General features: G+C 66.7%; 14 protein-coding genes. 12 read left to right on the top strand and 2 right to left on the bottom strand.

Annotated elements, in window-relative coordinates; translation table 11 throughout:
• Positions 1–159 precede the first annotated feature (159 nt).
• The 6 genes from K7I12_RS11745 (at position 160) to K7I12_RS11720 (ending at position 8,838) form a co-directional block, all read left to right on the top strand.
• A complete protein-coding gene (locus tag K7I12_RS11745; protein WP_031382511.1) occupies positions 160–783 on the top strand; it encodes a YbhB/YbcL family Raf kinase inhibitor-like protein in 624 nt (207 codons plus the stop codon).
• A gap of 247 nt (positions 784–1,030) precedes the next feature.
• The gene (locus tag K7I12_RS11740; RefSeq protein ID WP_231664209.1) at positions 1,031–2,752 is read left to right on the top strand and encodes a VRR-NUC domain-containing protein; all 1,722 of its coding nucleotides are present in this window, start codon (positions 1,031–1,033) and stop codon (positions 2,750–2,752) included.
• Positions 2,749–5,055, top strand: coding sequence for an ATP-dependent DNA helicase (locus tag K7I12_RS11735; protein ID WP_231664208.1), 2,307 nt, complete (start codon positions 2,749–2,751; stop codon positions 5,053–5,055). The genes K7I12_RS11740 and K7I12_RS11735 overlap by 4 nt, the downstream gene beginning before the upstream one ends.
• 91 nt (positions 5,056–5,146) lie before the next feature.
• Complete coding sequence (locus K7I12_RS11730; protein ID WP_231664207.1) at positions 5,147–6,088, top strand: cobyrinic acid a,c-diamide synthase; 942 nt, start codon at positions 5,147–5,149, stop codon at positions 6,086–6,088.
• 37 nt (positions 6,089–6,125) lie between these two features.
• Positions 6,126–7,316 carry a toxic anion resistance protein gene (locus K7I12_RS11725; RefSeq protein WP_231664206.1) on the top strand — a complete coding sequence of 397 codons (1,191 nt, stop codon included), beginning with the start codon at positions 6,126–6,128 and terminating at the stop codon, positions 7,314–7,316.
• A 250-nt stretch (positions 7,317–7,566) separates the two neighbouring features.
• Positions 7,567–8,838, top strand: a complete 1,272-nt coding sequence (locus K7I12_RS11720) for a malic enzyme-like NAD(P)-binding protein (RefSeq protein ID WP_031382516.1) — start codon at positions 7,567–7,569, stop codon at positions 8,836–8,838.
• Between the two features lie 109 nt (positions 8,839–8,947).
• On the opposite strand, the gene K7I12_RS11715 is transcribed toward K7I12_RS11720, so the two are convergent.
• Together K7I12_RS11715 and K7I12_RS11710 are read right to left on the bottom strand one after the other, a co-directional pair.
• Positions 8,948–9,727 (bottom strand): DUF481 domain-containing protein, encoded by a 780-nt coding sequence (locus K7I12_RS11715; protein ID WP_231664205.1) that lies wholly within the window; start codon positions 9,725–9,727, stop codon positions 8,948–8,950.
• Between the two features lie 91 nt (positions 9,728–9,818).
• The gene (locus K7I12_RS11710; protein WP_231664204.1) at positions 9,819–12,341 is read right to left on the bottom strand and encodes a penicillin-binding protein 1A; all 2,523 of its coding nucleotides are present in this window, start codon (positions 12,339–12,341) and stop codon (positions 9,819–9,821) included.
• Positions 12,342–12,585: 244 nt separating this feature from the next.
• Between K7I12_RS11710 and pilM the strand changes: the two genes are divergently transcribed.
• The 6 genes from pilM to aroK are packed head-to-tail and all read left to right on the top strand — an operon-like array spanning position 12,586 to position 18,057.
• Positions 12,586–13,647 (top strand): type IV pilus assembly protein PilM, encoded by a 1,062-nt coding sequence (gene pilM / locus K7I12_RS11705; RefSeq protein WP_442908052.1) that lies wholly within the window; start codon positions 12,586–12,588, stop codon positions 13,645–13,647.
• Positions 13,644–14,210, top strand: a complete 567-nt coding sequence (locus tag K7I12_RS11700) for a PilN domain-containing protein (RefSeq protein ID WP_035575076.1) — start codon at positions 13,644–13,646, stop codon at positions 14,208–14,210. The genes pilM and K7I12_RS11700 overlap by 4 nt, the downstream gene beginning before the upstream one ends.
• Entirely contained in the window at positions 14,207–14,848 is a 642-nt protein-coding gene (locus K7I12_RS11695) for a type 4a pilus biogenesis protein PilO (protein WP_031382521.1), read from the top strand. Before K7I12_RS11700 ends, K7I12_RS11695 begins: the two co-directional genes overlap by 4 nt.
• Positions 14,845–15,402, top strand: coding sequence for a pilus assembly protein PilP (locus K7I12_RS11690; protein WP_031382522.1), 558 nt, complete (start codon positions 14,845–14,847; stop codon positions 15,400–15,402). The genes K7I12_RS11695 and K7I12_RS11690 overlap by 4 nt, the downstream gene beginning before the upstream one ends.
• A 31-nt stretch (positions 15,403–15,433) precedes the next feature.
• On the top strand, positions 15,434–17,515 hold the full coding sequence (pilQ, locus tag K7I12_RS11685) for a type IV pilus secretin PilQ family protein (RefSeq protein WP_231664203.1): 2,082 nt from the start codon (positions 15,434–15,436) through the stop codon (positions 17,513–17,515).
• Positions 17,515–18,057: a shikimate kinase AroK gene (gene aroK / locus K7I12_RS11680; protein WP_031382524.1), complete on the top strand. Its 543-nt coding sequence runs from the start codon at positions 17,515–17,517 to the stop codon at positions 18,055–18,057. Before pilQ ends, aroK begins: the two co-directional genes overlap by 1 nt.
• Positions 18,058–18,060 lie beyond the last annotated feature (3 nt).

The following is an 18,060-nucleotide window of genomic DNA, read 5'->3' as shown; positions in this document are numbered from 1 at the left end:
TGCTGCTCGTTTTGAGAATATTGGCCACAGAAGCCCGTAAGTAGGCATCATGATGGTGCAAAAATCTGCCGCGGCAGGCGGCGTCCATTGTCTGCCGACGCTAAGTCCGACAGGCTGCTAGGCTGGTGAGATCATGCACAGCGATCCATGGAGGTAATCATGAAGTTAACCGTTGACGGCATCGAGGACCAGCAGCCGATCCCCGAGACGTTCGCCTTCGGCGTGCCCGGCGACGGCGAGCCGATGACGCTCGGGCCGAACCGCAACCCGGCGCTGCACTGGACCGATATCCCCCAGGGCACGCGCAGTTTCGCGGTGATCGTCTGCGATCCCGACGTACCGGGCGATCCATCCGACGTCAACCAGCAGGGCAAACGCCTGCCGGCGAGCATGCCGCGCGTCGACTTCTATCATTGGGTGCTGCTCAACGTTCCCGCCGACGTTCACCGGATCGACGAAGGTGCGGCCTCGGACGGCGTGACGCCCAAGGGCAAGCAGCCCGGTCAGGGCCAACTGGGCCTGGCGGGCATCAACACCTTTACCGATTTTCTCGCCGGCGATCCCGACATGGGCGGCACCTACGGCGGCTATGACGGCCCATGCCCGCCATGGAACGACGAACTGCCGCATCGCTACCGCTTCACCGTCTATGCGCTCGACGTCGACAAGCTCGACATGCGCGGCGAGTTCACCGGCGACGAAGCGCTGGGCGCGATGCAGGGGCATATCCTGGGGCAGGCCACCGTGACCGGTATCTATACGCTCAACCCCGATCTTCGCTGAGGAAAACTGCATAAATGTCTGCGCGGATCAATCGCTGCGTTGTGCGGTGCGCGGAATCCTCACATATACCCATATGCTCCGGTTCCTGTGCTCCGTACGCCTTGCGCTTGATTCCGCTCGCCTATTTATTCAGCGTTTCCCTAACGCCGTTCGTGCCGGCCGAGCCTAGTCGGTTCGGCCGAACCGGATTGTCGTTGGCGCGGCCGGCTTGTATCATGGATGAATAACCAGTTATCCGTGGTGGCGCATGGCCCGCCAGACCCTCGACGATCCCTTCTACTATCTCGTCAACTTCCAGAGCGTGCTCGCCTGGCTGGGCGAGCGCTACGGCGATGTGCTGAGCGACGACGAACGCGCCTTCATCGACGCCTTCGACGCGTTGCCGCGCGCCTCCCAGGCGCTGCTGGTGCGCCTGATCATGCGCAAGGGCGTGCTGTTTCGTCGCTCCAGGCTGAGTTACCCGGAAATCGCCGTGGAGATCGGCGCGGCGCAGGTCGACGCGGCCGAGTCGCTGGCCCCCGCGCTGACGCCGTTGACCGCCCGTGGCTGGGTCGATCCGGCGCCGACGCTGGCCCTCGACGAACTCTTCGCACTGCTCACCAAGGTTGAGCTGCAGCGGTTGTTCGGCGAGCGGCTGGCCGGGCTGGGCCTGCGCCAGGCCGGCAAGCGCGACTGGCTGGCGGCGTTGCGCGAAGCCAATGAGCCGCCGCGTACCCTCGCCGCGTGGGGACTCGAGGACGAGACCATCCTGGCACTGCGCGTCGATGCACTGTGCGAGCGTCTGCGGCTGATGTTCTTCGGCAACCTGCACCAGGGCTGGAGCGAGTTCGTGCTTGCCGATCTGGGCATGGCGCGCTACGAGCGCGTCGCCTTCTCGCGCGAGTCGCGGGCTTTCGCCTCGCGCGACGAGCTCGAGTACTGCCTGCATCTACATCGCTGCCGCCAACGCCTGGCCGACGACGAGCCGGTGAGCGCGATCGACGCCGACGTGCCCCGTGCGGCCCACGCCAACCCCTGGCTCGAGGCGCGCCGCGCCAAGCTGCTGTATCGGCTGGCCCGGTACAGCGAGCGCCAGGACGAATTGCAGACCGCGCATGACCTGTATGCGCGCTCCGCTCACGCCGGCGCCCGCGGCCGGCGGCTGCGCATGCTCGAACGTCTCGAACGCTTCGATGAGGCGCTGGCACTGGCGCGTGAGGCCGAACATGAACCGGAAAGCGAGGCCGAACGCCAGCAGCTCGCGCGGGTGTTGCCGCGCCTGCATCGCCGGCTCGGCCTGCCGCGTCCGGCGGCGACCGCGGCGGCCGACGCCGAGCGATTCGATCTCGAACTGCCGTTCGCCGGGCTGTCGGTGGAGCGCACGGTGCAGCACCATCTCGGCACGCCCGAGGCGCCGGTGCACTATGTCGAGAACGCCCTGATCGGCGGCCTGTTCGGGCTGCTCTGCTGGGAGGCGATCTTCGCGCCGTTGCCCGGGGCGTTCTTCAACCCCTTCCAACGCGGCCCGGCGGATCTCGCCCGGGGCGATTTTCATGCGCGCCGGCGCGCGCTGTTCGACGGCTGCCTGGCGAGCCTGGAGAGCGATGCCTACCAGGAAATCATCCGCCGCACGCATGCCGACAAGTGGGGCATCCAGTCGCCCTTCGTCAGTTGGGAGTGCCTGCCCGAGGCGTTGCTCGAGCAGGCGTTGGCCTGCCTGCCGGCCGCCCACTTGCGGCTGTGCTTCGAGCGGCTGTTGGCCGACATTCCCGCCAGCCGCGCCGGCCTGCCGGACCTGATCCAGCTGTGGCCGGGCGAGCGCCGCTATCGGATGATCGAGGTCAAGGGCCCGGGCGATCGCCTGCAGGACAACCAGCGCCGCTGGCTTGCGTTCTTCGAGCGTCACGCCATGCCGGTCAGCGTCTGCCATGTACGCTGGGCGCCGAGCGAGCGCGCGGGCGATGTCGTGAGCGAGGCGGTACGCACTTGAGTTATCGCGTAGCGGTGCGGGCGCTGTGCGAGTTCACCGCGCGCGGCGGCGATCTCGACCTGCGCTTCACGCCGTCGCCGACCGCCCAGGAGGGCATCGCCGGCCATGCGCTGGTCGCCGCGCGGCGCGGCGCCGGCTACCAGCGCGAGATCGCGCTTGCCGGCGAGTATGGCGCGCTCGCGGTGCGCGGGCGCGCCGACGGCTACGACGCGGCCCGCAACCGGCTCGAGGAGATCAAGACCTTCCGCGGCGAGCTGGCGTCGATGCCCGACAACCATCGTCGTCTGCACTGGGCGCAGGTCAAGGTCTACGGCGCGTTGCTGTGCCGGGCGAGGGAACTCGCCGAGGTGCGCCTGGTGCTGGTCTATCTCGACGTGGTCAGCCAGCGCGAGACGCCGATCGAGGAGACCTTCGACGCCGCGACGCTCGAGGCGTTCTTCACGGAGCAGTGCCGGCGCTTTCTGGCCTGGGCCGAGCAGGAACTTGCCCACCGTCGGCGCCGCGACGCCGCCCTCGAGGCGCTGGGCTTTCCGCATGCCGGGTTCCGGCCCGCCCAGCGCGAACTGGCCGAGTCGGTCTACAAGGCGGCAGGTACCGGACGCTGCCTGATGCTGCAGGCGCCCACCGGCATCGGCAAGACGCTGGGCACGCTGTTCCCGATGCTCAAGGCGATGCCGCGTCAGCGCCTCGACCGGCTGTTCTTCCTGGCCGCCAAGACCCCGGGACGGCGGCTGGCGCTCGACGCATTGGCCACGCTCTCGCCCGCTTGGGAGCGGACGGAGGCCGCCCCGACGGCGCTGCGCGTGCTCGAGCTCACCGCCCGCGACAAGGCCTGCGAACACCCCGACAAGGCCTGTCACGGCGATTCCTGCCCGCTGGCCAGCGGTTTCTACGACCGTCTGCCCGAAGCCCGCGCGGCGGCGGTGCGCCACGGCCGGCTCGAGCGTGCGGCACTGCGCGAGATCGCGCTTGAGCACGGCGTCTGTCCGTATTACCTGGGCCAGGAGCTGGCGCGCTGGTGCGACGTGGTGGTCGGCGACTACAACTACTATTTCGACCTGCACGCCATGCTCTACGCGCTGACGGTCGAGAATCAGTGGCGCGTCGCGCTGCTGGTCGACGAGGCCCACAACCTGGTCGAGCGCGGGCGCGGCATGTACACCGCCGAGCTGGACCAGGGCGCGCTGCGGGCACTCAAGCGCAGCGCCCCGGCGGCGCTCAAGAAGCCGCTCGAACGCGTCGGGCGCCAGTGGCGTGCGCTCAACGGCGAGGCGGACGATGCGGACGATAGTACGGCCAATGACGACTATCAGGTGCTCGACGGGCCGCCGCAGCGCCTGCTGGGCGCGTTGCAAGGCCTGACCGCGGCGATCGGCGATTACCATAGCGAGCAGCCGTTCGCGCTGGACAGCGAGCTGCAGCGTTTCTATCTGGATGCCCTGCATCTGGCGCGGCTGAGCGAACTGTACGACGATCGGTCGCTGTACGACGTGACGCTGCGGGACGGGCGGCGCGGCGCGCGGCTCTCGCGGTTGTGCTGTCGCAACGTGGTGCCCGCCGGCTTTCTCGCCCCGCGCTTCGCCGCCGCGCACAGCGCGGTGCTGTTTTCGGCGACCCTCGGCCCGGCCGACTATTATCGCAACCTGCTCGGCCTGCCGGATGCCACGCCCTGGCTGGAATCCGCCTCGCCGTTCACGGCCGAGCAGTTGAGCGTGCAGCGGGTGCGCACGATCTCCACCCGCTACGCCGACCGGCCCGCGTCGCTTGAGCCGATCGCCGCGCTGATGGCCACGCAGTATCGCCGTCGCCCGGGCAATTACCTGGCGTTCTTCAGCAGTTACGCCTACCTCGATCAGGTCGCCGAGCGCTTCGCCGCCGAGTTTCCGGCGATTCCGCTGTGGCGACAGTCGCGGCGCATGGACGAGACCGAGCGTCAGGCGTTTGTCGAACGCTTCGCCGCGGACGGCCGAGGGATCGGCTTCGCGGTACTCGGCGGGGCGTTCGGCGAAGGCATCGACCTGGCCGGAGAGCGGCTTATCGGCGCTTTCGTCGCCACGCTGGGGCTGCCCCAGGTCAATCCGGTCACCGAGCAGTTTCGCCGACGCCTCGAGACTCGGTTCGGCCGCGGCTACGATTACGCCTACCTGTATCCCGGCGTGCAGAAGGTGGTCCAGGCCGCCGGGCGGGTGATTCGCGCGCCCGAGGATCGCGGCAGCGTGCACCTGATCGACGATCGCTTCGGCGAGCCGCGGGTGGCGCGGCTGCTGCCCGCCTGGTGGGCGCTCGACGGCGATCGCCGCTGAAATGCCATCCTCGAGCGCGGCGCCGCTTTATCCCGCGCCGGGCCTTCCCTACAATCATCCTCTCCTACCCTGGTTGGCGGAACCGCATCGTATGCTGGGATTTCTGCAAGGCTTGGCCTACGGGCTGTTCGTCACCTGCCTGCCGTGGTTTCTGATCGGCATGGCCAGCCCGCGGCTGGCGTTGGCGGAACTCGACCCCAACCGCATCCAGGTGATCGTGCGCTACTGGCTGCTGGTGCCGTTCGTGGCGTTCGTGTTCTGGCTGACCTCGTTGTGGGGCGGCTTCGATCCGTCGCTGGCCGGTTGGTTGGTGGGGCTGGTGGCGATCGCCGTCGAGCTGCCGCTGGAACGCCGCGCGCGCAACTGGTGGCAGCGCTGGCGGGCACGGCGCCGGGCCCGACGCCAGGCGGCCGAGGACTCGCGGCAGCGCGCCGAACGCCAGCGCGAGGCGCAGGAGCGCGGGGGGCTGAGTCTCGACCCGGAGCATCCGCCGGCCGACGCCGACGAGGTGGTGCGCGCGCTGTGCGCGGCCAAGGGCGAACTGCTTGCGCTCTCCCGCGAGGACGTGGCGGTGCAGGCCGACCGGCTGTACAGCCGCTACCGACATGTCGAGACGCTGCTCGCGGCGCGTTTCGAGCGCACCGAACTGGCCTATCAGCGCGCCCATGGGCTGGTCAACGAGGTCTGCCTGGGTGCGGTGGACAACCTTACCCGGATGGCCGCCCAGGCGCGCAGCGTGGCCGGCGTCGACGGTGACTTCGTCAGGCGCCGGCTGGATCGCGAACGCCAGACGTTGAGTGTGGCCGAACGCCTGGCATTGAAGCGCCGCCTGGAACTCGTCGCCGACACCGAGCGCCATCTGCGCGAACTGTCGGCGCGCAACGAGGCGGCATTGACGGCGCTGGACGATACCGCCGTGGCGCTGGCGCGGGTCGAGACCCAGCGTCCGCAGGCCTCGGTGGCCGCCGAGCGGGCGCTGGGCGATCTGCGCCGCTTCGCCGAGGGGGCGGCGCGCTACAGCCGCAGTCAGTAGGCGTCATTGGAGTGTGCCAATCGCGAGGAGCCAAGCGATGAGCGACGATCGAGACGAACAACACGACGACCGGCGGCTGGCGCTGCCGGCGGTGGAGGAGATCGCCGCGGGGCTGTCGGCCGACGACCGCCGCGACAGCGATCCCGAAAAGAGCGAGCTGGCGGCACTGGCCGACGACTTCGTCGACGGTCTGCTCCGACCGGGCGAAGGCGAGGAGCCGCGCCGCGCGGTCGACGAGATGGGCCTCGAGCTGCAACGCCAGGCCGCCCACCAGAGCGAGATGCTGCAGACGCCGCTGCGCCGCCTGGCGCGTCAGGGCGACGAGGGCGGGCCGGTCGCCGAGTCGCTCGCCCAGCTGCGCGCGCGGATGCAGGATCTCGATCCGCAGCAGCACGCGCTGGGCGGCGGCGTGCTCGATCGGGTGCTGTCACGCCTGCCGGGGGTGGGCAGCCGCCTGCAGCGCTACTTCCAGAAGTTCGAGAACGCCCAGCAGGCCCTCGATGCGATCATCCACGACCTGGAAGCCGGAGGCGAGATGCTGCGCCGCGACAACCTGACCCTGAGCGACGATCAGCAGGCGCTGCGCGACATGGCCGGCCAGTTGCAGCGCCAGGTGGCGCTGGGCCAGCTGATCGACCGGCGGCTGGTCGCCGCCGCCGAGGCGCGCACCGACGATCCGCAGCGGGAGACTCTCGACCAGCGCACGTTCATCGAGGAGGAACTGCTGTTTCCGCTGCGGCAGCGCATCGTCGATCTGCAGCAGCAGCTCGCGGTCAGCCAGCAGGGCGTGCTGGCGCTGGAGGTGGTGATTCGCAACAACCGCGAGCTGATGCGCGGCGTCGACCGGGCGATCAATGTCACCGTCTCGGCGCTCACCGTGGCGGTGACGGTGGCCATGGCGCTGGCCAATCAGCGGCTGGTGCTCGATCGCGTCGAAGCGCTCAACCAGTCGACCTCGGCGATGATCGCCGGCACCGCTCGCGCATTGCGCGAGCAGGGCGTGGAGATCCAGAGCCGTGCGGCCTCGGCGACGCTGGATCGCGAGACTCTCGAGGAGGCCTTTCGCGAAGTCATGGCGGCGCTGGACGACGTCTCGCACTATCGCCAGCAAGCCCTGCCGCGTCTCGACGAGCAGATCGAGCGGCTCGATGCGCTGTCGCGCCAGGGCAATGCGGCGATCGACCGGCTCGATCGCGGCAACCGTCGGCGCACCGACGACAACCTGTAGCGATGGACAGGCGGGTAGCGCCGTGAGTCAGCGGATGCGCTGGATGTCGACGCGAAACATTTCAGAACACTGTTTTCGATAAGCTGCGCGTTATGCCGGCGAGACTGGTCATAACGCCTAGCCAATACTTGGAAACGTTTTCAAACTAGCGCTTAAAAGCCTGCCAAGACAAATACTTGGCTCAAGTTGTTGGGCTGAGCTTTTTTCTATATTCTGGCTGGCATACCTCCCGACCGACCGGACCAAGCGCATGACAGACGCCAAGAAGCAGGCCGCCCTGGATTACCATTCGCAACCCTTTCCCGGAAAGCTGTCCGTCGAGATCACCAAGCCGACGAGTTCCGCCAAGCACCTGGCGCTGGCCTACAGCCCGGGCGTGGCCGAGCCTTGCCGCGAGATCGCCAGGGACCCCGAGAACGCCTACCTGTACACCGGCAAGGGCAACCTGGTCGCGGTGATCTCCGACGGCAGCGCGATTCTCGGGCTGGGCAATCTCGGTCCGCGGGCCAGCAAGCCGGTCATGGAGGGCAAGGGCGTACTGTTCAAGCGTTTCGCCGGGATCAATTCGGTGGATATCGAGGTCGACGCCGAAAGCCCGCAGGCGTTCATCGACACCGTCTCGCGTATCGCCGGCACCTGGGGCGGCATCAATCTCGAGGATATCAAGGCCCCCGAGTGCTTCGAGATCGAGCGCACGCTGATCGAGCAGTGTGACATTCCGGTCTTCCACGACGACCAGCACGGTACCGCCATCGTCACCGCCGCGGGCATGCTCAATGCGCTGGAGATCGCCGGCAAGCCCATCGATCAGGCGCGCATCGTCTGTCTGGGCGCCGGTTCGGCGGCGATCGCCTGCATGAAGCTGCTGGTCTCCTGCGGCGCGCGGACCGAGAACATCTACATGCTCGATCGCAAGGGGGTGATCCATAGCGGGCGCAGCGACCTCAACGAATACAAGGCGATGTTCGCCACCGAGACCGCGCTGCGGACCCTCGACGAGGCGATCGACGGCGCCGATGTGTTCGTGGGGCTCTCGGGGCCCAACCTGCTGAGCGCCGAGCAGCTCGGCAGGATGGCCGCCAGCCCGATCGTGTTCGCCTGCTCCAATCCCGACCCGGAGATCCACCCCGATCTCGCCCATGAGACCCGCGACGACGTGATCATGGCCACCGGCCGTTCCGACTTTCCCAACCAGGTCAACAACGTGCTGGGTTTCCCGTTCATCTTTCGCGGTGCGCTGGACGTGCGTGCCACGCGCATCAACGAAGAAATGAAGCTGGCCGCGGTCTATGCACTGCGCGACCTGGCGCGCGAGCCGGTGCCGCAGGCGGTGCTCGAGGCCTACGAGGTCGATGCGCTGGAATACGGTCGCGGCTACATCATTCCCACGCCGATGGACGCGCGATTGCTCGACCGGGTCGCCTCGGCGGTGGCGCGAGCGGCGGTCGATTCCGGCGTGGCGCGTCGGCCGTTTCCGCCGCACTATCCCTTGACCCGCGTCGAGGATGTCTACGGCGGCTGAGCCATGGCGTTGGCAAGGTTGACACGATAGCGCGAGCGCACAAGCAAGTCGGCCCCTTCTGGGCCGGCTTTTTCGTCAGGCTCTGATGCCTCAGGATTTGAACGATCGGCTACCAGCGATACAGCAGTGACGCCGCGGTGGTGCGATCGATATTGGAACTGGCGCCTTCGGGGGGCTGCGAGTTGCGCTCGATCTCGTGGGACAGGCGTAACGCGAGATGGGCGTTGAGCTGTGCGGTCACCGCCGAGAAGGCGCGAGTGGTGACATTCTGAGCGGTGCCTTCGACGGAGAGTTCCTGCTGGAAGCTGGAGCCTTCGCTGAAGTTCCACTGGTAATCCAGGGCGCCGTAGCCTACCGCCAGATCATCCCCTTCGCCGCTTTCCAGCTCGTCATGGCGATAGCCCGGGCCGGCTTCCAATGACAGCACATGATCGGGACCGGCGAGCAGTTGGCGGCCATAGCCGGCGATGGTCGTGAACTGATAGTCGTAACCGCTGAAGCGATCCTTTTCCCAGCGCGTGAAGCCGAACAGATAATGCGGCCCCTCGAGATCGTAGCGTTCGCGCCCGCCGAGCAGATACTGCTCGGCGCTGGTGTTGTCGTTTTCCTCGACCTTGCGCGTCTCGGCGCGCAGGGTCTGGGTCCAATGCCCGGTCAGCCAGGTCAGGCGGCCCTTGGCGAGCAGCGTCGAGCTATCGGTGTTGCCCGACAGGCTGGTGTAGCCGAGCTCGGCCTGACCGGTGAATTCCGGCGCGTCGTCTTCAGGCTCCGGGGGCGCGTAGAACAGCGAATCCTGCGCTGCTGTCAGGGGCGAACACAGCAGGCTCAACACGGCCGTCGCGGCGCTCAGGACCGGTGTCTGCGTTGCTGTGGCGATCAGCCGCGGCATGATGGGACTCCTGGTTCTCACGTCGTATCCGTGTCCACCGGCGCGTATGAGCCCGGCGGACACGGACAAGCTGGCGCCTGTGCTGGCGTGCTCAGAAAATGGCTTCGTAGGTGCCGGTCCCCTGCGAGCCGCTGCTGTCCTCCAGTTCGCTGTCGATGCGCTGCGGCTCGTAGTCGGGCAGGTTGCTTTCGCGGAAGATCTCCTCGATTCCACCTGGCTGGTCGTCTTGCAGGCGCCGCCCGGTATCCGGGTCGATGCGCGCCGTGACGATACCCGCGGGACGTTCTGGAACGATCTCGGGAGTGCCCTTCAGAGCCTGGCGCATGAACAGCTTCCAGATCGGCAAGGCCGCCTGTGAGCCGTATTCACCGGTACTCTCGTTGTTGTCCTTGCCGACCCACACGGTAGCGACCAGCTGGTTGTTGAAACCCGAGAACCAGGCGTCGCGCTGATCGTTGGTGGTGCCGGTCTTGCCGACGATGTCGCTGCGCTCGAGATCCAGCGCGCCGCGACCGGTACCGCGCTCGATGACGTCGCGCAGGATGTCGCGCAGGATGTACAGGGCCTGCGGATCGACCACCCGGGGGGCGAGCGGATAGCGCTTGCCGTCGATACCGACCTCGTCGGCCTCGGTGCTGCAATCGCGGCAGGCGACCTGAGGCGTATATTCGAGCAATGGCTGTTGCTCGCCGGTCTTTTCGACGCGCTGGATGTACCAGGGCGAGACCTTGAAGCCGCCGTTGGCAAGGATCGCGTAGGCATTGGCCATCTCCAGCGGGCTCAGCGAGGCGCTGCCCAGCGCCAGCGACAGGCCGTTGGGCAGGCGGTCCTCGGCGAAACCGAAACGCTCGAGAAAGCGCAGCGCCTTGTCCAGCCCGAGCGTCTGCAGCACCCGGATCGTCACCAGGTTGCGCGACTCGTAAAGCCCCACGCGTAACCGGGTCGGCCCTTGGAATTCGCCTTCGGCATTCTCGGGGCGCCAGGAGCCGCCCATGTCGCTCATTACCACCGGCGCGTCGTTGACCACCGTGGCGGCAGTCATGTTGCCTTCCTGTAACGCCGCCAGATAGATGAACGGCTTGAAGATCGAACCGGCCTGGCGCTGGGCCTGGGTGACGCGATTGAAGCTGCTGGCCGCGAAGCTGAAGCCGCCTTGCAGCGCGCGGATCGCGCCGTCCTGGGGGTCGAGAGCGACGATCGCGCCCTCGGTGCCGGGTTTCTGCGACAGACGCCAGCCGTCGTCGGTCTCGAGAATGCGTACCAGCGAGCCGCGCTTGGCGATCGCTGCGGCGTTGGCAGGCACCTCACCGCGCCATTTGGGGCTCTTGTAGTCGCGCGCCCACTTCAGGCCGTTCCAGTCGAGGGTCACCAGCTTGGCCTGCTGGGTCAGCACTTGCATCTGGCGCGCGTCGGTGGAGACCACGATGGCCGGCTGTAACGGGCCGAGATCGGGGGTGCGTTCGAGCACCTTGAGCCAATTGCTGACATCGCCGTCGATGCCGGCGACCTTGACCTCGCTGCTCTGTGCCGCCTGACGGGCAGTCTTGATGATCTCATCGGACTCGGCCAATTCTTCCTCGAGACCTTCCTGTTGGGTATTGTCCTGGGCCTCGACCAGGCTGGTCGGGATGTCGGTCTGCTCGGCGCCGCGCCAGCCGTGGCGCCGGTCGTAGTCGATCAGGCCCTGGATCAGTGCCTGGCGGGCGTCGGTCTGCAATTTGCTGTCCAGCGTGGTGGTGATCCGATAACCGCCGGTATAGGCCGTGTCGCCGAAGCGCTCGACGGCGAACTGGCGGGCCATTTCGGCAACGTAGGGCGCTTCGACCTCGACCCGGGTGGTTTGTTCGCGAGCGGTGATGGGCTGCTTGACGGCCCGCTGGTAGGCGCTCTGGTCGATATAGCCCAGTTCGCGCATGCGATAGAGGATCCAGTTGCGGCGGATCAACGAACGCTCGGGATTGCTCAGTGGGTTGAGGGCCGAAGGCGCCTTGGGCAGGCCGGCGATCATCGCCTTCTCGGCCAGGCTCAGCTCGGCCAACGGCTTGTCGTAGTAAGTGGTGGCGGCGGCGGCAATCCCGTAGGCGCCTTGGCCCAGGTAGATCTTGTTGACGTAGAGCTCGAAGATCTCCTGCTTGGACAGGATCTGCTCCATCTGCAGCGACAGCAGGATCTCGCGGATCTTGCGGGTAAAGGTTCTGTCCAGGGTCAGCAGGTAGTTGCGCGCCACCTGCATGGTGATGGTGCTGCCGCCGGACTGGATGTCGCCGCCGCTGAAGACGAGTTCGACGGCGGCCCGTGCCAGGCCCTTGGGGTCGACCCCGAAATGTTCAAAGAAGCGGGCATCCTCGGCGGCCAGGAATGCCTGGACCATGTCCTGAGGGACCGTCTCGAAATCGACCGGCTTGCGTCGCTGCTCGCCGAATTCGCCGATCAGCTTGTCGTCGCGGGTGTAGATGCGCAGCGGAGTCTGCAGTTCATAGCCCTGGAGTTGGCGTACATCGGGCAGGCCGGGGGCGAAATACAGCGCGGCGCCGATGACGGCCAGCACTCCCGCAGCGCTCAGGGATAGCAGTAGCCAAAGGGCCGAGATCAGCAGGCGTCTAAAGAGCTTCATGAAATGACAATGTCCGTGGTGTTCGGGTGGCGGTCGGGCTGCGAAGAGCGGAACTATCCATTGAACTGCGCATTATAGGAAGCTGCGCTGCCATGAACCAGCGTTGACGACAAAACGCCGGCTCTGATGTGTAAATGCGCTGTACATCAGGTAATCTCACCCGCAGGGGACTGAAGCTTTTGCTGCTTTCAGCCGATATAACGATAACGCAAATAACGCGAACTGATTGCGCAGGGGTACGCCATTGTTGGGTCTGGACAAGTCCGGCAAGGGACTGGTCGGCATCGATATCACGTCGGCTACCGTCAAGCTGATCGAACTCAAGCAGGCTGGCCGTCACTACCGGGTCGACAGCTACGCGGTGCGCCCGCTGCGCGAAGGCGTGGTCGTCGAACGCCGCATTCGCCAGATGAGCGAAGTCGTCGAGGCCATCCGCCGCGCCGTCGATCATGCGCGACCGCATTCCCGGCAGGTCGCCGTCGCCGTTCCCGCCAGCGCGGCGATCACCAAGACCCTGACCCTGCCGGGCTCGCTGAGCGAGGACGAGATCGAGGCGCGCATTCAACTTGATTCCGACAAGCACATTCCCTTTCCGTTCAACGAGGTCGCCTTCGATTTCCAGCGCCTGGGGTTGAACGCGCGGTTCGCCGATCAGCAGGACGTGCTGCTGGTGGCATGCCGCCAGCAGGACGTCAGCCAGTTGACCGAAGCGGTGATGCAGGCCGGCCTGGAGCCGGCCGCGGTCGATGTCGAGACCTTCGCCACCGAGCGGGCCTTCGGCGAACTGCGCCATCAATTCCCCCACGTCGGCGACGATCAATGCGTGGCGCTGGTCGACATCGGCGCCAACATGAACGCCTTCCACGTGCTGCGCGGCGGGCGCATCATCTATAGCCGCGACACGGTGTTCGGCGGCCGCCAGTTGACCGAGGAGATTCGCAGCCGCTACGGCTTGAGCTTCGAGGAGGCCGGGCTTGCCAAGAAGCGTGGCGGCCTGCCGGGCGACTATCAGCATGACGTGCTCAGTCCCTTTCTGGATACGCTGGCCCAGCAGATCGGGCGCTCGTTGCAGCTTTATTACACGGCGGGCCGCAATCCCGAGGTTACCCAGCTGATCCTGGCGGGGGGCTCGAGCGTGATTCCCGGGCTCAAGGAGCGGCTGAGCGAGGACAGCGGCCTGGCGATCGAGGTGGCCAATCCCTTCCTGCGCATGGCGATCAATTCGCGTATCGACATCCATACCCTGGCCAGCGACGCACCGGCAATGCTCACCGCCTGCGGGCTGGCGATGAGGGTGCGCTCATGACCATCGAAATCAATCTGCTGGCCTGGCGCGAGGCGCGTCGCGAACGGCGCAGCAAGCGCTTCCAGTTGATCCTCGGCCTTTCGGCGCTGGTGGGTGTCGGTGCCGGCTGGCTGGTGTCGAGCCTCTACCAGCAGCAACTCGACGTTCAACTGCAGCGTAACGGCTACGTCGAGTCGCAAAGCCAGCAGCTCGATCGCGACATCACTACGCTGCGCGAGTTTCGCGAGACTCGTGAACAGATGCTGACCCAGATCGCGCTGATTCGCGAGCTGCAGTTCAGCCGTCCGCAGACGGTGCGCGTGTTCAATCAACTGGCGACCAGCCTCGAGGACGGCGTCTACTACACGCGGGTGTCGCGGGAGGGCGAACGGTTGCGGCTCGCCGGGTTGGCCGAGACCAACCGTCAGGTCTCCGACCAGATGCGCGCACTGGCCACCCGCGAGGTGCTCGGCGTGCCGACGCTGGCGGCAGTCGAGGCCAACGACGCCGGACTGCGGCGCTTCGACATGACCGTCGCCGAGGTCCCCGGCGAGTCGACCCTGGTTCAGGAGGCGCAGCCATGAACGGCAACATGAAGGCCGAATGGCAACGTCTGCGCAACGTCGACTGGCGCGAGCTCGACCTGCGCGAGGCCGGGCGTTGGCCGCTGTCGCTGCAGGCGCTGTGTTGCGCGCTGACGCTGGCGTTGCTGTTCTGGGGCGTTTATCACTTTCTCGCCGCGCCCAAGTTGGCACGTTTCGAACAGGCGCGCGAGCAGGAGCGGGCGCTGCTTCAGCAATACGAGAGCAAGGCCTACCAGGCTGCCAACCTGCCGGCGATGCGCGCGCAGATGGCGACCCTGGAGTCGCGCATGGCCGAGCTGCTGGAGATGCTGCCGACCGGCGCCGAGGTGCCGTCGCTGCTCGACAGCATCAGCGACACCGCACTGGAAAACCAGCTGGCCATCGACTTTATCCGCCTGCGCAGCCCGGTGGTCCAGGAGTTCTACATCGAGCAGCCGTTCGATATCCAGGTGCAGGGCGACTATCACCGCATCGCCGCGTTCCTTTCGGGGGTCGCCGGGTTGCCGCGCATCGTCACCCTGCATGATTTCACGCTGGAGCCGGTCGAGGGCGAGGACACCCTGCGCCTGTCGATACTGGCCAAGACCTACAACCACCGCGCACCGGCGGCCGACGCGGCCGAGGAGAAGGTGCCATGACGCGCAGGTCCCGCTGTTTCGCGCTGCTCGTAGTGGCGCTGCTCGTAGTGGCGCTGCTGGCCGGGTGCAGCGACGCCCGGCTCGATGCGCTCGACCAGCGCCTGGCGAGCCTGCGTGCCAAGCCCAGCGGCGAGCTGCCGGCATTGCCCGAGACCCCCGTCTATCAGCCGGTCACCTACGATCAGGCAGGCTCGCGCAGCCCGTTCCAGCCGGAACGGCCGGCCGGCGACGATGCGGCGGCCAGCGGCAACGACTTGAAGCCGGACCTGAGCCGTCCCCGCGAGGCGCTCGAACGTTTCACGCTCGACTCGCTGACGCTGGTCGGCACGCTGGCGATCGACGGGCGCAATTCGGCACTGGTGCGTGATCCCGAGGGCAAGGTGCATCGCGTCTATGCCGGCATGTACATCGGCACCGACTACGGGCGCATCAGCACGATTACCGATCGCGACATTTATCTGGTGGAGATCGTCTCCAATGGCCAGGGCGGCTGGATAGAACGCCGCCGCACGCTTTCGCTCGATAACAACGCCGAATCACGGCAACGGGGTTGACCCGCCGCGAAGCCGGTTACAGGGGAACGACATGAGGGGATTGATTGGCACGCTGCTGACGGCAGGGCTGTGTGCGTTGGCGGGGCCGGCACTGGCCGCGTCGACGTTGACCGGCATGGATTTCGAGCAGCGTAGCGACGGTCAGCTCGACGTCATGCTGCGCTTCTCGGACGGGGTCCCCGAGGTTCGTGGCTATCGCATCGACTCACCGCCGCGCCTGGCCATCGACCTGATGGATACCGTCAATGAACTCGATCAGCGACGCTTCGAGCTGGGTCTCGCCGGGGTCGATAGTCTCGTGGCGTTGTCGGCGGGCGATCGTACCCGCTTGGTGCTGACGCTCAACCAGGCGCTTCCCTACGCCACTCGCGAGCAGGGCAACACCCTGATGCTGCGTCTGGGCGAGGGCATCGACGATTCGATGCCGAGCGCGCGCCGCGCCAGCGCCGACGAGCCCGCGACGCCCCGGGCGTCGCCTGGGGTATCAAACTCGCAGGTGTCGCGGATCACCGACATCGATTTCCGGCGCGGCGACGACGACGCCAGCCGATTGGTGGTGACGCTCGACCGCGAGGGCGTCGATACCCGGGTCAACGAGCGCGGCGGGCGGATCGTCGCGACCCTCGATGGCGTCGCGCTGCCGGCTGAGTGGAACCAGGTGCTCGACGTCAGCGATTTCGGCACGCCGATGCAGCGTATCGTGCCGCAGGGCGGCGCCCAGAACACGACCCTGGCAATCACCACCCGCGGCGAGTACACGCTGCTGTCGACCCAGAGCGGCCGGCAGCTGATCATCGAGGCCAAGCCGGTCAGCCGCGCCGAACAGCGCGAGCAGGAGCGCGAGCGTTTCCCGTTCACCGGCAAGCGCATCACGCTGAACTTCCAGGACATCCAGGTCCGCGAAGTGCTGTCGATCATCGGCGAGTTCACCGGGCTCAACGTGGTCGCCAGTGACAGCGTGCAAGGTAGCGTTACCCTCAACCTGCAGGACGTGCCCTGGGACCAGGCGCTCGATCTGGTGCTCAAGAGCCGCGGGCTGGCCAGTCGCCAGTCGGGCAACGTGCTGGTGGTCGCCCCCGCCAATGAACTGGCGGCGATGGAACGTCAGGAGCTCGAGGCCCAGGCCCAGCAGCAGGAACTCGCGCCGCTGACCACCCAGTACATCCAGGTGCGCTATGCCAAGGCCGAAGAACTGGCCAGCCTGCTGCGTGGCGCGGATGGCCTGGGGCTGCTTTCCGAGCGCGGCCGGGTGAGCGTCGATGCGCGCACCAATACGTTGCTGCTGCAGGAAACCCCCGAGCAGATCGAGGCGATCCGCCGGACGCTCGATCAGCTCGACATCCCGGTGCGCCAGGTGCAGATCGAGGCGCGTATCGTCATTGCCCGCGACAGCGCCGCTCAGGAACTGGGCGTCAACTGGGGGCTGTCGTCGCCCGCGGGCAGCCGGTTCGATCTCAGCGGGGCCGCGGACGGCAATGCCTCGACGGTACCCACCACCGGCAACGACCCGGCCTCCTACGGCGGCGGCCTGGCGGTCGATCTGGGCAACGACGTCAGTCCCGCCTCGGCGTTCAGCTTCGGCTATCTATCGGGGGATATCCTGCTCGATCTCGAGTTGCGCGCGCTGGAAAGCGAGGGCAAGAGTCAGACCATCTCGCAGCCCAAGGTGATCACCGCCAATCAGCAGACCGCGGTCATCAAGCAGGGTCAGGAAATCCCCTACCAGGAGGCGACCTCGAGCGGCGCGACCAACGTCGAGTTCAAGGAGGCGGTGCTGTCGCTGGAAGTCACCCCGCAGATCACGCCTGACGACCGCATCATCATGGACCTGATCGTCAAGAACGACGATGTCTCGGACACCAGCTTCGCCGGCGCGCCGGCCATCGACACCAACGAGATCCAGACCCAGGTGCTGGTCAACAACGGCGAAACGGTGGTGCTGGGCGGCATTCTGACCACCGAACAACTGCGCAACCTGTTCAAGACGCCCTTTCTCGGCGATCTTCCTGTGCTCGGACAGCTATTCCGCTATACCGAGGAGAGCAATGAGAAGGTAGAATTGTTAGTCTTCATCACCCCGAAGATCATCGAGGACAATCTGGCGATTCGCTGATGCAGGGTTTTCCCAATATTTTTCTGGTCGGCCCCATGGGGGCCGGCAAAAGCACCATCGGCCGCCTTCTGGCGGCCGAGTTGCAGCGCGATTTCCTGGATAGCGATCACGCCATCCAGGCGCGCTGCGGTGCGGACATTCCCTGGATCTTCGACATCGAGGGCGAGGCCGGCTTTCGCGAGCGCGAAGTGGCGATGGTCGACGAGCTGACCGGGTTGTCGGAAATCGTGCTGGCCACCGGCGGCGGGGCGGTGATGAACGAGGCCAATCGCCGCGCGCTGCGCGAACGCGGCACGGTGGTCTATCTCTACACCACCGTCGAGCAGCAGTTGCGCCGCACCGCCAAGGACCGCAACCGCCCGTTGCTGCGCAACAAGGACCCCGAAGCGGTATTGCGCGGGCTGTTCGAATTGCGCGACCCGCTGTACCGCGCCACTGCCGATCTGGTGGTGCGTACCGACCGACGCGGCCCGCGAACGGTCGTCAACGACATCCTCAAGCGTGTCGAGCGTCTCGTCGATCCGCTGCAAGCCAAGGTATAGATG

It is taken from the genome of Halomonas sp. IOP_31 (assembly GCF_021151495.1).
Lineage (GTDB): Bacteria > Pseudomonadota > Gammaproteobacteria > Pseudomonadales > Halomonadaceae > Modicisalibacter > Modicisalibacter zincidurans.
The sequence above is the reverse complement of the archived record's forward strand: the minus strand, read 5'-3'. Positions and strand labels throughout refer to the sequence as shown.